Annotated in this window: 16 protein-coding genes and 1 tRNA gene; 12 read left to right on the top strand and 5 right to left on the bottom strand. The window is 66.4% G+C overall.

Translation table 11 applies throughout. The features are described 5' to 3' along the window. The first annotated feature begins 73 nt into the window (after window positions 1-73). From ACXAGF_RS02455 to ACXAGF_RS02420, 8 genes are all read left to right on the top strand, one after another. Window positions 74-511: a DUF2948 family protein gene (locus tag ACXAGF_RS02455; RefSeq protein ID WP_475014272.1), complete on the top strand. Its 438-nt coding sequence runs from the start codon at window positions 74-76 to the stop codon at window positions 509-511. A 96-nt stretch (window positions 512-607) separates the two neighbouring features. Beyond that, a complete protein-coding gene (hisD, locus tag ACXAGF_RS02450) occupies window positions 608-1,906 on the top strand; it encodes a histidinol dehydrogenase (RefSeq protein ID WP_475014270.1) in 1,299 nt (432 codons plus the stop codon). 16 nt (window positions 1,907-1,922) lie between these two features. Beyond that, window positions 1,923-2,390 carry a UPF0262 family protein gene (locus ACXAGF_RS02445; RefSeq protein WP_475019194.1) on the top strand — a complete coding sequence of 156 codons (468 nt, stop codon included), beginning with the start codon at window positions 1,923-1,925 and terminating at the stop codon, window positions 2,388-2,390. A 5-nt stretch (window positions 2,391-2,395) separates the two neighbouring features. Next, on the top strand, window positions 2,396-2,872 hold the full coding sequence (locus ACXAGF_RS02440) for an arsenate-mycothiol transferase ArsC (protein ID WP_475014268.1): 477 nt from the start codon (window positions 2,396-2,398) through the stop codon (window positions 2,870-2,872). A 137-nt stretch (window positions 2,873-3,009) separates the two neighbouring features. After that, window positions 3,010-3,228: a translation initiation factor IF-1 gene (gene infA, locus ACXAGF_RS02435; protein ID WP_014327290.1), complete on the top strand. Its 219-nt coding sequence runs from the start codon at window positions 3,010-3,012 to the stop codon at window positions 3,226-3,228. Between the two features lie 34 nt (window positions 3,229-3,262). Further along, complete coding sequence (locus ACXAGF_RS02430; RefSeq protein ID WP_475014266.1) at window positions 3,263-3,883, top strand: Maf-like protein; 621 nt, start codon at window positions 3,263-3,265, stop codon at window positions 3,881-3,883. 3 nt (window positions 3,884-3,886) lie between these two features. Then, window positions 3,887-4,093, top strand: coding sequence for a DNA gyrase inhibitor YacG (yacG, locus tag ACXAGF_RS02425; RefSeq protein ID WP_475014264.1), 207 nt, complete (start codon window positions 3,887-3,889; stop codon window positions 4,091-4,093). 178 nt (window positions 4,094-4,271) lie between these two features. Then, window positions 4,272-4,347: transfer RNA gene (locus ACXAGF_RS02420), tRNA-Phe, on the top strand. Window positions 4,348-4,686: 339 nt separating this feature from the next. Here ACXAGF_RS02420 and ACXAGF_RS02415 read toward each other — a convergent pair. The 5 genes from ACXAGF_RS02415 to ACXAGF_RS02395 all read right to left on the bottom strand — a co-directional run bounded on the left by ACXAGF_RS02415 (window position 4,687) and on the right by ACXAGF_RS02395 (window position 9,831). Beyond that, a complete protein-coding gene (locus tag ACXAGF_RS02415) occupies window positions 4,687-5,421 on the bottom strand; it encodes a DUF1003 domain-containing protein (RefSeq protein WP_475014262.1) in 735 nt (244 codons plus the stop codon). A 99-nt stretch (window positions 5,422-5,520) separates the two neighbouring features. Then, window positions 5,521-7,122 carry a 5-guanidino-2-oxopentanoate decarboxylase gene (locus tag ACXAGF_RS02410; RefSeq protein WP_475014260.1) on the bottom strand — a complete coding sequence of 534 codons (1,602 nt, stop codon included), beginning with the start codon at window positions 7,120-7,122 and terminating at the stop codon, window positions 5,521-5,523. Continuing rightward, window positions 7,119-8,309 carry a pyridoxal phosphate-dependent aminotransferase gene (locus ACXAGF_RS02405; protein ID WP_475014258.1) on the bottom strand — a complete coding sequence of 397 codons (1,191 nt, stop codon included), beginning with the start codon at window positions 8,307-8,309 and terminating at the stop codon, window positions 7,119-7,121. The genes ACXAGF_RS02410 and ACXAGF_RS02405 overlap by 4 nt, the downstream gene beginning before the upstream one ends. A gap of 14 nt (window positions 8,310-8,323) precedes the next feature. Next, window positions 8,324-8,956, bottom strand: coding sequence for a TetR family transcriptional regulator C-terminal domain-containing protein (locus ACXAGF_RS02400; RefSeq protein ID WP_475014256.1), 633 nt, complete (start codon window positions 8,954-8,956; stop codon window positions 8,324-8,326). Then, a complete protein-coding gene (locus tag ACXAGF_RS02395; protein WP_475014254.1) occupies window positions 8,953-9,831 on the bottom strand; it encodes a dimethylarginine dimethylaminohydrolase family protein in 879 nt (292 codons plus the stop codon). The genes ACXAGF_RS02400 and ACXAGF_RS02395 overlap by 4 nt, the downstream gene beginning before the upstream one ends. A 244-nt stretch (window positions 9,832-10,075) precedes the next feature. Here ACXAGF_RS02395 and ACXAGF_RS02390 point away from each other — a divergent pair, with 244 nt between their 5' ends. The 4 genes from ACXAGF_RS02390 (at window position 10,076) to ACXAGF_RS02375 (ending at window position 13,273) form a co-directional block, all read left to right on the top strand. Beyond that, the gene (locus ACXAGF_RS02390) at window positions 10,076-10,849 is read left to right on the top strand and encodes an ABC transporter ATP-binding protein (RefSeq protein WP_475014252.1); all 774 of its coding nucleotides are present in this window, start codon (window positions 10,076-10,078) and stop codon (window positions 10,847-10,849) included. A gap of 28 nt (window positions 10,850-10,877) precedes the next feature. After that, window positions 10,878-11,660, top strand: coding sequence for a transporter substrate-binding domain-containing protein (locus tag ACXAGF_RS02385; RefSeq protein ID WP_475014250.1), 783 nt, complete (start codon window positions 10,878-10,880; stop codon window positions 11,658-11,660). Window positions 11,661-11,723: 63 nt separating this feature from the next. Beyond that, window positions 11,724-12,452, top strand: coding sequence for an ABC transporter permease (locus ACXAGF_RS02380; RefSeq protein WP_475014248.1), 729 nt, complete (start codon window positions 11,724-11,726; stop codon window positions 12,450-12,452). Continuing rightward, window positions 12,449-13,273, top strand: coding sequence for an ABC transporter permease (locus ACXAGF_RS02375; protein ID WP_475014246.1), 825 nt, complete (start codon window positions 12,449-12,451; stop codon window positions 13,271-13,273). The genes ACXAGF_RS02380 and ACXAGF_RS02375 overlap by 4 nt, the downstream gene beginning before the upstream one ends. Window position 13,274 lies beyond the last annotated feature (1 nt).

The raw sequence follows: 13,274 nt of genomic DNA, 5'->3' as shown, positions 1-13,274 counted from the left end.
GCGGTCCGGGCGGAGGAAACATTGCCGGCAGAAGGTTGGGATGCGGCCGGCCCGGGCCGCGGACAGGAGCGCCATGGATAGTCTGAAGCTGCTGGCACTGGATGCGGACGATCTCTCGATCGTTTCCGCCCACCTGCAGGACGCCGTGTTCAGGGTCGGCGACATCGGCTGGGATGCCCGTCACGGCATCTTCAGCGTCGCCCTCAACCGCTTCGCCTGGGAAAAGGCCGGAAAACGCCGCAAGGGTTTCGAGCGCCATCGGGCGCTGGTCGTGTTCAAGCGCGTGCACGCGGTGCGGTCGACCGGGGTGCGGCGCGACGACCACGACGCGGTACTGTCGCTGCTGGCGGTCCGCTTCACCCGGCACGGCGACGGTCCGGAGGGAACGATCGACCTGCTGATGTCCGGCGACGCCTCCATCGCGCTTGAGGTGGAATGCATCGAAAGTCAGCTTGCAGATACCGGCGGCGCGTGGGAAACCGGCTTGAAACCGCGCCATCCGGCGGGTTAGAGCAGGACCAGGCAAGGAGAGGCGCCTGCCTGCCAAATGCGGCAGGAACGGCGCAGGCCGGACGTCATCACCGGCAATCAATGGGAAGCTTACAAATTGGCGATCAGGCTTGATTATCGAAACGGCGACTTCGAAACGCGGTTTGCCGCCTTTCTGACGACCAAGCGCGAGGTTTCCGAGGACGTGAACGCGACTGTTCGCGCCATCATCGACGAGGTGCGGGCGAGCGGCGACACGGCGCTGGCCGCCTACTCGCAGCGCTTCGACGGCCTCGATTTCGCCGTGACGCCGATGCGCGTGGCGGCGGACGAGATCGAACGCGCCTATCGCGAGACGCCGGCCGATCTGGTCGGTGCCCTCGAGCTTGCGGCGCATCGGATCGGAAAGCACCATGCCCGACAGTTGCCGAAGGACGACCTCTACGAGGACGACATCGGCGTCGGCCTCGGCTCGCGCTGGACGGCGATCGACGCCGTCGGCCTCTACGTGCCGGGCGGCACGGCGAGCTATCCGAGTTCGGTGCTGATGAACGCCATCCCGGCGAAGGTCGCCGGCGTGCCGCGCATCGTCATGGTGGTGCCGGCGAAGGACGGCGCGATCAACCCCGTCGTGCTGGCGGCTGCACGCATTGCCGGCGTGGACGAGATCTATCGCATCGGCGGCGCTCAAGCGGTGGCGGCGCTGGCCTACGGCACCGAGACGATCGCGCCGGTCGCCAAGATCACCGGCCCCGGCAACGCCTTCGTCGCCGCCGCCAAGCGCCAGGTGTTCGGCACGGTCGGCATCGACATGATCGCCGGCCCGTCCGAGGTGCTGGTGATCGCCGACGGCGAGAACGACCCGGACTGGCTTGCGGCCGACCTGCTGGCCCAGGCCGAGCACGACCGCGGCGCGCAGTCGATCCTGATCACCGACAGCGCCGCGCTCGCCGATGCGGTCGAGGCGGCGGTCGCACGTCAGCTGAAGACGCTCGAACGAGCGGAGACGGCCGCGGCGAGCTGGCGCGACTTCGGTGCCATCATCCTCGTTCCCGACCTGCAGGAGGCCGTTCCGCTGGCCAACCGGATCGCGGCCGAGCATCTCGAAATCGCCACCGCCGAGCCCGAGAGCCTCTTGCCGCAGATCCGCAACGCCGGCGCGATCTTCGTCGGCCGCCATACGCCGGAGGTCATCGGCGACTATGTCGGCGGCTCGAATCATGTGCTGCCGACCGCGCGATCGGCACGCTTCTCCTCCGGGCTTTCGGTGCTCGACTACATGAAGCGCACCTCGATCCTGCGGCTCGGCGCCGACCAGCTGCGCGCGCTGGGGCCGGCGGCGATCACCCTGGCGGAGGCCGAGGGGCTGGGCGCCCATGCCCGCTCCGTCGCCATCCGCCTCAATCCGGGAGGATGACGACGGGATGACGAAGATGCCCGCCTTCCGCCTCTGCGATGTGGTGCTGGACGACACGATCGGCCGCGCCACCCCGGACGTCGAGCACGAGCGGGCGGTCGCCATCTTCGACCTGCTGGAGGAAAACGTCTTCGAACCCGCCGGCCACAGCGGCGGGCCGTACCGGCTGCAACTGTCGCTGATGGATTCGAAGCTGATCTTCGCCATCACCGCCGAGGACGGCGCCAAGGTCGCGACCCACATCCTGTCGCTGACCCCGTTCCGGCGGATCGTGAAGGACTATTTCCTGATCTGCGAAAGCTACTACCAGGCGATCAAATCGGCCACGCCGAGCCAGATCGAGGCGATCGACATGGGTCGGCGCGGCATCCACAACGACGGCTCGCAAACCCTGATGGATCGCCTGTCCGGCAAGATCAGGCTGGACTTCGACACGGCGCGGCGGCTGTTCACGCTGGTGTGCGTGCTGTACTGGCGCGGGTGAGCGGGATGGCGGCGGATCGGCCCGCTCCGGGGCAAACCGTCAGACGCGCGCCCGGGTCGATCCTGTTCATGTGCCGGCTGAACGCGGTGCGCTCGCCCATGGCCGAGGCGATCGCCCGCAGGCTTCTGCCGCAGGGCACCTATGTCGCCTCCGCCGGCATCCGCCCCGGCGAGCGCGATCCCTTCGTCGATGCCGTGCTGGACGAGATCGGGCTCTCGATCGAGCGGCACACGCCGCGGGCGCTGGAGGAGCTGGAGGACGACTACTTCGACCTGATCGTCACGCTGGCTCCCGAGGCCCACCACGCCGCGCTGGAACTGACGCGCTCGAACGCGGTGGAGGTAATCTACTGGCCCACGCCCGACCCGACGGTGGCCACCGGCACGCGAGAGCAGATCCTGTCGGCCTATCGCGACGTCCGCAACCACCTGACTTCCCTGATAGAACGCCGCTTCGGCGCGGGTGTGCCAGCCACGTCCTGAGCGGCGACGACCGGCCATCGGGCAAAAGCGGAAAGCCGGAATCATTAGTGTTCACAAAACACCCTCGATTGTGTAGTTTCCGGCAAATTTCAGGAGCGGCATCCTGCCGCCCGCCAATATAGGATCGTCATCGCAATATGGCCAAAGAAGAAGTCCTCGAGTTTCCGGGTGTCGTTACGGAACTGCTGCCGAACGCCACTTTCCGCGTCAAGCTTGAAAACGATCACGAGATCATCGCCCATACGGCCGGCCGCATGCGCAAGAACCGCATCCGCGTGCTCGCCGGTGACAAGGTGCTGGTCGAGATGACCCCCTACGACCTGACCAAAGGCCGCATCACCTACCGCTTCAAGTAAGCCCGCCCCTTCCGCCCGGCTCATTCGAGGTTCCATGCCTTTCGACAACAAGCTCATCCTGGCATCCGGCTCGCCGCGGCGCGTCGAGCTTCTGGCGCAGGTGGGCATCGAGCCCGATCGGCTGATGCCGATGGACATCGACGAGACCCCCGGCAGGGCGGAGCATCCGCGCTCGCTGGCGCGGCGGCTCTGCACCGGCAAGGCCGAATCGGCCTTCGCCGCGACCAAGGGCGATCCCGCGGTCGAGGGCAGCTACATCCTCGCCGCCGACACCGTCGTCGCCGTGGGCCGGCGCATCCTGCCGAAAACCGAGATGGTCGACGAGGCGTCGAGTGCGCTGCATCTGCTTTCGGGCCGCAGCCACCGCGTCTTTACCGGCATCTGCCTGATCACGCCCGACCGCAAGGTTCGCCAGCGCATCGTTGACACGAAGGTACGATTCAAGCGGCTCTCCGGGCTCGACATCGAGAGCTACCTGGCCTCCGGCCAGTGGCGCGGCAAGGCCGGCGGCTACGCGATCCAGGGGATTGCCGGGAGCTTCGTCGTCAAGCTGGTCGGCTCCTACACCAACGTCGTCGGGCTGCCGCTGCAGGAGACGCTTGCGCTGCTGTCCGGCGAGGGCTACGACATCCACAGGCGCTGGGCCGAGGCCTGAGAAATGCCGCAGGACAGTTCAAAACCGACCGCCAAGGTCGAGCCCTTGCGCAAGGCCCACCCCTGCCCCGAATGCGGCCGACCGTCGAGCCGTGATCACTACCCCTTCTGCTCCGATCGTTGCCGCAGCCTCGACCTGAACCGCTGGCTCTCCGGCTCCTATGCCATTCCGGTCGCCGACGACGAGCGCAAGCCGGGCGAAGACGACTAGCCCGGCCGGCCGGCTTCCAGCGGAAACCTCAATTATTTCCGTGATTTGCCGGGGAGAGAATTTTCCGACGAAAATCGGCGCCGGGGGCTGGACACCGTCGAGCAAGATGCTATAACCCCGCTCGCTTCCGGGGCGAAACCAAACGCCCCCGCGGCCTTCTTTGGAGGCCGGCCAGGATGCCCGGATAGCTCAGTTGGTAGAGCAGCGGATTGAAAATCCGCGTGTCGGTGGTTCGAATCCGCCTCCGGGCACCATTCTCTCGACGAGAGACATTGCTGCGAAGGCTGCCAGGCGCAAGCAATGCGGCATGCCTCGATACTTCGGTCGGGCCCCGGATCGGCAGCGCCCCTGCCGGTACTCAATCTTTAGATCTATGCGAGAACAAAGTGCCGACCCAGACCGTTATCGTCGTGGGTGCTTGTCACTGCACCTGCTCGGATTGGAGACCGAGCACATTCCGGCGGGCTCGCCCGCCGGCTTTTTTCCTCGCTGCCAAGACTGGTCTGGCACCTGCCTCGACCAATGCGGCCCGGGCGACGGTGTGTACCTCGACTTGCGCCCTGTCCGGCCGTCGTCAGTTTCGTATGCGCCGTTCAGGGCTTGTGCGCGGGGGACTGCCGGTCCTCCAGAAGCTCGATCTGGATCTGCTGCAGTTCGGCCAGCCGCTCCCACTGGTGGGCCATCTGGTGATCGATCATGTCGTGCAACTGCCGGATTTCTAGTTCGGCGCGCAGGTTGACCATGTAGTCGTTCTCCGCCCGCAGCCGGTCCTTCTCGTCCTGTCGCTTCTGGCTCATCATGATGATGGGCGCCTGCAGGGCGGCAACGCATGACAGGACGAGGTTCAGCAGGATGAAGGGATAGGGGTCGAAGCGGCCAACCAGGCCGATGGCGTTGACCGCCATCCACAACATCAGCACGAGGCAGAAGGCGATGATGAAGCCCCACGACCCGCCGAAGGCTGCGACCCTGTCGGCCGCCCACTGGCCGAAGCTCGTCGCCTCCTGATCCTTCCTGTCGGTGCTTTCGGCGCTGGCATGAACGGAGGACACGCCCTTTTCGAAGCCTTCCAGCACCTGTCGATCGAGATCGGTGAGTTCGCCCCGCTCCTGCGCGAGCAGGTTCGCGACGTAGCGGCGTCGATACCGCGTCAGATCCGGCGCACAGATGCGACTGTCGCCGCTCCAGCCGGAAATGTCCTTCGCGATCAGACCGGAGATGCCGGGACGGAGGCTGGACGCGTGGTACAGCCTTCCCGGCGCAAACTGCTGGCCGCAGACCGCACAGATCTCCCTCCTACCGCGCGCACCGCCTGCACTCCCAGCCATCGGCATCCATCTCCATTCGCATGGCAACACGCCCCTTTCCATCGGGCGGCAGTGTCGCACGGGATGACGGCAACCGCGAGCCTTGGAGCGCGCAGGCGTCTAGACCGTCGCCCCCCTCGTCTTCGTCTGGTGGATCTCGATCAGGCTCGGACCGTTGCGCCGGGCGGCCGACAAGAGCGCAGGCCCGAGTTCGGCAACGTCGGCAAGCCGGGCGCCGGGCACGCCATAGGCCCGGGCAATGTCGAGAAAGTCCGGCGCCGAGGGGCGGACGCCCTCCGGTTCAATCCCGGACTCGACCATGAAGTTCTCGATCTCCTGATAGCCGTCATTGTTCCAGACGAGGTAGATCACCTTGGCGCCGGCATCCGCCGCCGAGCCGATCTCGGCCAGCGAGAACTGGAAACCGCCGTCGCCGGTGAGGCAGACGACTGGCCGGCCCGGGGCTCCAAGGGCCGCCCCCACCGCCGCCGGCGGGCCGTAGCCGAGCGCACCGAAGCCGGTTGCCGCGTTGAACCAGCTCTGCGGCTGCGCCACGTCGAGATAGAGATTGCCGGCATAGACGGCCTGGGTGGAGTCGCCGACGACGATCGCGTCCGGCAAGGCGCGGTAGATCGAGTCGATGATGCCGATCTCGGTCTGGCTCTTCGGCGACAGTTCCTCCCAGGCGGCCGCCCGCGCCTCGCGGGCGCGCCGCGCGCCGTCGCCGCCGCGAACCTCGACCAGCGGCAGCACGGCCTCGACCGCCGCTGCAACGGTGGACAGCACCGGCAGCGTCGCCCGCGGCGCGCGGGCGAGCTGCTGGGCATCGATGTCGACGCGGACGAAGTTGGGCAGCGCCGGAAAGGCGTCGTCCGCATACATGTCGTAGTCGGTCTGCCCCATTTCGGTTCCAAGGCCGACGACGAGATCGGCGTCGGCAATCAGGGCGCGGGTCGCCTTGAGGCTCGGGCTTGCCGGCACCCGCAGCGGATGACCGGCGAGCAGGCCGCGGGCATTGGTGGTCAGAACCACCGGCGCGTCCAGCTTCTCGGCCAGCGTGGTCACGGCCTTTCCGGCCGAAACGGCACCGCCGCCGCACAGCAGCACAGTGCGGCTGGCCCGGTTGCAGATGGACGCAAGCTCTTCGAGCGTCTGGGCATCCGCGCTCGGCCGGGTGGCGCGGGTCGGCCGCAGCGCGACCTCGCCCGCCGGCAGGGGCATTACGTCGGTCGGAATCTCGATGTGGACCGGTCCCGGCCGCGCCGAGCCCATGATCGAAAAGGCATGGGCGATGACGGCGGGAAGGTCGGCCGGGTCGACCAGCGTGTGCGAATAGAGCGCCAGGGTCTTCATCATCGCCGCCTGGTCCGGCAGCTCGTGCAGCAGGCCCCGGCCGTGGCCGAGCGAGTTGCGGCGGTTGACACCGGAGATGACCAGCATCGGGATCGAATCCTCGCGCGCCTGCGCCATCGCCGTGATGGTGTTGGTCAGGCCGGGGCCGGTGATCACCAATGCCACGCCCGGCTTGCCGGTGACCCGCGCATAGCCATCGGCCATGAACCCGGCACCTTGCTCGTGGCGCGGGGTGATGTGGCGGATCCTCGAGGCGGCAAGGCCCCGGTAGAGCTCGACGGTATGGACGCCGGGAATGCCGAACACCACCTCCACGCCATTGACCTCGAGGAGATCGACCATCGCCTCGCCGACTGTCTTCGTCTTCATGCGCGCTTCTCCTGCCGGAACGAGCAGCGGCCGGCCAGCGCGGCAATGCGCCCGCAGGCCTCGTCGATCTTTTCTTCCGGGACCGTCAGGCTGATGCGGATAAAGTCCGCCGCCCCCTCGCCGAAGGAGGAACCGGGCATGACGGCGACCTGCTCCTCGTTCAGCAAGGCCCAGGCGAACGCTTCGCCGCTCATGCCGGTGCCGGACACGTCGATGACGATGAACATGCCTGCTTCCGGTGCCAGCGGCCGCAGTCCCGGCGCATCTGCCAGAGCCGTGCCGATGCGGTCCGCGCGGCTCTTGTAGGAGGCGCGCATCCGTGCGGAGGTGTCGATCGCGTGATCGAGCGCATAGGCGGTCATGTCGGCGATGAACGGCTGCACGCCGAACAGCATCGTCTCGGACACGGCAAGGAGCCGGCCGGTGAACTCCGCCGGGCCGATCGCCCAGCCGCTGCGAAAGCCGGGCGCGGCGTGCGACTTCGAAATCGAGGAGCAGACAATCGTGCGCTCGGCAAGGTCCGGACTGTCGAAAGGTGAGGTAAAGCTGCCTGAAAAGACCAGTTCCTCATAGACCTCGTCGCAGACGATCCAAAGGTCATGCCTGCGGCAGACCTCACCGATCGCGGCGACCTCCGCGGCCGTCAACACGGCACCCGTCGGGTTGTGCGGGGTGTTCAGCAGAAGCACGCGGCATTGCGGCGTGATCGCGCGCTCAAGGTCCTCGGCCTGCATATGGAAGCCCTTTTCGGGGTACAACGGCACGGGGACCTGGTCGGCGCCGGTGGCGCGGATCACCCCCTCGTAGGTCGCATAGAGCGGGTCGCCGACGAGCACGGCATCGCCCTTCTCCACGAGCCCGAGCATCACGGCGAAGAGGGCGGTCTGGGTGCCAGGAAAGCAGAGTACGTTGTCCGCGGTCACGTCGGCACGGCGCTTGGCGTATTTGCGCGCCAGTGCATCGACGACGGCCGGCTCGCCGCGGCCGCTGGAATACCGGTAGCGTCCGGCATGCATCGCCCGGGTGGCCTCCGCCAGCAGGCTTTCATGCGGCGGCATGTCGGGCTCGCCAATCGTCAGTTCGATGATCGCCTCGCCCATATGCTTGCGCCGGCGCGCCTCGGCATGGACCGCCCACTTCTCCGAGCCGAGGCTTGCAAGCCTCTCTGTGATCGACGCATAGCGCATCGCATTCCTCCTGTTCACACCCCGTTCGTCGCCGATGCGCGGATCGGCAGACCGATCAAATTTTCGATCGAGGACAGCGCGATCGATACCAGTTCGCTCTCCTCGAACAGTTCACCTGCAAGGCACCCTTCCAGCCACAGGCCGTCGAGCAGGCCGTTGATGGCGATGGCAAGGGAACGGCAGCGAGCCGGACTGGCGTCCTCGCCCTTCGCCGCGAGAAAATCCGCCAGCAGCGCCTCCAGTGCATTGCGGAAGCCGAGGTAACCCTCGCGATGGATCGCGGCGAGTTCCGGATCGACGCTGACGCGGCTGATGAACGAGGCCCAGAGCGACAGGCTGCCGCTGTTTGCCACCGGCTCGGTCAGGTTGATGACGATGAAGGCGCGCAGCCGCTGCTCCGGGTCTCCCGTCACCCGCTCGGCCTTCTCGGTCAGCCGCGAGATCAGCACGCGATAGGCCTCCTGCAGGATGTGTTCCTTGGAGGCGAAGTAGTGGCGGATCAGCCCGGCCGTCACGCCGGCCCTGATGGCGATCTGCCGCACCGTCGCGCCCTGCAAGCCGCTCTCGGCAATGCAATCGAGCGTCGCCTCGATCAGGTCGTGGCGACGTTCGCTCTCCGGAGCGCGATGGAACGGCCGTCGGCTCATGCCGCCCGCCGCAGCACCGGTCGCGTCAGGCAGGTCGGCCCGCCCTCGCAGGCGATGCACAGCGCATCCGCCTCGAAGGTCTCGACCGCGCAGCCGGCCGCCTCCATGGCCGCCTTCGTCTTCGGGAAGCCGGCAACCATGATCACCTCGTTCGGCCGCGTCGGCAGCACGTTTAGCGACAGCCCGTTGCTGGCATGGAACTCATCGGCCGGAGCCTCGATGAGACGGATCCCGCGCTGCTTCAACAGCTGGTAGAACGCAGCCGGCAGCAAGGGCGCGAAGACCAGCGCCAGGTCGCCGGCGAGCGGGCTGATCACGCTCATCAGGTGCAGGCAGGCCGCCTCCCCCTGCCAGAGCGGCAGGTCGTAGGCCAGCACCGATATGCCGTGGGGTGCGAGCATCCGCGTCAGTTGCTCGATGCCATCCTGGTTGGTGCGGACGCCGCGACCGACGACCAGCGTCCCGGCGTCCAGCCAGATGCAGTCGCCGCCTTCGACGGTACCGGGCGCCTCGATTCGGCCGAGGATCGGAATCTGGCGCTCGGCATAGGCCCTCTCGTGCAGTTCGCTTTCGTTCACCCGCAGCGGCTTGCCCATGCGCAGGATGATGGCGCCATGGTCGGACATCAGCGACGGATCGTGCGTGAACATGGCGTCGGCGAGCCCGTCGCCACGATCCTCCAACCAGATGATCTCGGCTCCCGCCTTCTCCACCAGCCGCGCGAACTCGGCATACTGGCGCACCGCCTTCTGCCCGTCGAAAGTCGGGCCGTAATGCCACTCCGCCGGATCGGCCGCAACGAGGCTGGGTCCGGGCCGGCGCATCAGCACGCGCAGCAAGGGGGCCGACATTTCCTGTGAACCGAACGCGGGCATCAACTACTCCTTTGAAGGAAAACGCTCTTTTGGCGGGGACGGCCGAAAAATCGGCAGCGGCGTTATTATACGCTTGAACAATTACGCCACAAGTGCAACGATGCTGTCAATGGAAAGACGTGACGGGCCGAAGATGCCCGCGCGACAAAGGCAGGCACCCGAAGGGCGTCTGCGATAAAGACAAAGGGGAACTTCAGGGCATGAGAATTGCTGTGTTCTGCCGCACGTCGCAGAAGGCTGTCCGATGACGGATCGCGCCGAGGCAATCGCAGTTGACAACCTGCACAAGCGCTTCGGGCCACTCGAGGTCCTCAAGGGAGTTTCCCTCACCGCACACGAAGGCGACGTGATCGCCATCATCGGTGGCTCCGGCTCGGGCAAGTCGACATTCCTGCGCTGCATCAACATGCTCGAGCTGCCGAGCGCGGGCAGCGTGACGATCCATGGCGAGACGATCGCCATGAAGAAGGACGGCCACGGCGGCCTGACGCCAGCCGACCGGCGTCAGGTGCAGCGCATCCGCTCCCGCCTCGGCATGGTTTTCCAGAACTTCAATCTCTGGCAGCACATGACCATCCTCGAAAACGTCATCGAGGCCCCGGTGCACGTGCTCGGCGTCGCCAGGGCCGAGGCAGTCGAGCGCGCCGAAGCGCTGCTGCGCCGCGTCGGACTTCACGAAAAGAGGGATGCCTTTCCTGCCTTTCTGTCTGGCGGCCAGCAACAGCGGGCGGCGATTGCCCGCGCGCTCGCTGTCCAGCCGCACGTGATGCTGTTCGACGAACCGACCTCGGCACTCGATCCGGAGCTCGTCGGCGAGGTGCTGGGCGTGATCGGCGACCTGGCGCAGGAAAAGCGGACCATGATCCTGGTGACGCACGAGATGAAGTTCGCCCGCAACGTCGCCAACCACATCGTGTTCCTCGCCAACGGCGTCATCGAGGAGCAAGGCCCGCCGGAAGAGATCTTCGGCGCCCCGAAATCGGAGCGGTTGAAGAAATTCATCAGCTCGATCCACTGAAAGTAAAAAAACCAACAGAGGGAAGAACATGAAGACTGCACTGAAGACGATCGCCCTTGCCGCCGCCATCGGCCTTTCCGCCGTCAGCGGCGCCCTGGCAGACCAGGTCAAGGTCGGGTTCGCCGCCGAACCCTACCCACCCTTCACCTCTCCGGATGCCTCGGGCAACTGGGAAGGCTGGGAAGTGGATTTCATGAAGGCGATCTGCGACGAGGCCAAGCTCGACTGCGTGATCACCCCTGTAGCGTGGGACGGCATCATCCCGGCGCTCACCAGCAACAAGATCGACATGATCGTCGGCTCGATGTCGATTACCGGCGAGCGGCTGAAAACGATCGACTTCTCGGACAAGTACTACAACACCCCGACCGGCGTGATCGGCCCGAAGGGCGCTGACTTCGACGCCAGCCCCGAGAGCCTCAAGGGCAAGACGATCGGCGTGCAGGTCGCGACGGTCCATCAGGTCTACGCCAACAAGTATTTCGGCGAAGCCGGCGCGACGATCAAGGAATACCAGACCCAGGACGAGGCCAACAACGACCTCGCCGCCGGCCGCGTCGACGCCGTCCAGGCCGATTCCATCGCGCTCGATGCGTTCCTCAAGACCGACCAGGGCAAGGACTGCTGCGAACTCAAGGGCATCGTGAAGGACGACCCGGAGATCCTCGGCGCCGGCGTCGGCGTCGGCCTGCGCAAGGGCGATACCGAATTGAAGGACAAGGTCAACGCCGCGATCAAGGCCATCCGCGAGAACGGCAGCTACGACACCTTCTCCAAGAAGTACTTCGACTTCGACATCTACGGCGGCTGAGCGACCGCATGACCGGCCGGCGGGAATCCCGCCGGCTGCCTTTCCAACCGACTCGGACACTTCATGGCTGCTGACCCCGGAACCTTGATCGACTGGAGCCTGCTGGCGCTCGAACCGCCCGGCTGGGGCGGCGTGCTGCTCGCCGGCCTTCTCAACTCGATCAAGATCGCGGTCGGCGGCTATGCGCTCGGCCTCGTGCTCGGAACCGGGGGCGCCTTCGGCAAGCTCTATGGCGGACCCGTGCTGAAGGACCTCCTGGAAATCTACACGACGCTCGTCCGGGCGATCCCCGAACTCGTCCTGATCCTGCTCCTCTACTATGCGGGAACAGACCTCTTGAACCAGTTGATGGCGGCGATCGGGCTCGATCCCGTCGACATCAGCGGGCTCGCGGCCGGCATCTTCGTCATCGGGGTCGTGCAAGGGGCCTATTCAACCGAGGTGCTGCGCGGGGCGATCAAGGCCGTGCCGGCCGGGCAGATCGAGGCTGCCCGCGCCTTCGGCATGTCTCCCCTCAAGATCATGCGACGGGTCACGCTTCCCGCCATGCTGCCGCATGCGATCCCGGGGCTCTCCAATCTCTGGCTGATCGCGACGAAGGATACCGCGCTGCTGGCGGTGGTCGGCTTCAGCGAACTGACGCTGGTGACGCGGCAGGCGGCGGGGAGCACCAAGGCCTACCTGTTGTTCTTCTGCGCGGCCGGCGCCCTCTACCTGGCGCTGACGCTGATCTCGAACGTGATCATCCGCATCATCGAAAGCCGGGCGCGGCGCGGCATGGCGGCGGCATGACGAGCGAGGGCAACACGATCGAGGCGATGGCGCTCACCGAGTTGCCGACGCGCAAGAGCATCCTCCAGCCGCATCGCCTCGTGCTGATCGCAATCGCGGCAGCGCTGGTGTTCAGCGCCGTCTGGTTCATGCGCTGGGACTGGGTGCCGGAATACGCCGGCCGGCTCACCCACGGCGTTGGCGTGACGCTGCTGATGCTGTTCAGCACCTGCGCGCTGGGCTTCCTCCTCGCCGTGCCGATCGGTCTGGCGCAGGTGACCGGCCCATGGCCGCTGAAGATGCTGGCCCAGGGCTTCTGCACCGTCATCCGCGGCACACCGCTGCTGCTGCAGCTCTGGCTGCTCTACTACGGGCTCGGTTCGCTGTTTCCACAGTTCCCGGCCATTCGCGAATCCTTCCTCTGGCCCTATCTGCGCGAGGCCTGGCCGTACGGCGTCGCCGCGCTGACGATCTCCTTCGCCGCCTATGAGGGCGAGGTGATGCGCGGGGCGTTCGCGGGCGTGCCGCGGGGGGAACTCGAGGCGGCCCGGGCCTACGGCATGAGCCCGTGGAAGGTGTTTCGCCGCGTCTGGCTGCCACGCGCCATCCACCGCGCCCTGCCGACGCTCAATGGCGAGACGGTGCTGCAGCTGAAGTCCACACCGCTGGTCGCCACCATCACCGTCATCGACGTCTATGCCGTGATTTCCAAGATCCGTCAGATGACCTACCTGACCTACGAGCCGCTGCTGCTGCTCGCGCTGATCTATCTGTGCCTGACCGCAATCCTGGTCGTGGCCTTCCGCTATCTCGAAAACAAAATCCCTACCCGTGGTGCCTGAC

The sequence above is a fragment of the Mycoplana sp. ABR4_002 genome (genome assembly GCF_056159645.1).
Note: the sequence above shows the minus strand (reverse complement) of the source record. Positions and strands in the feature narration are given on the sequence as shown.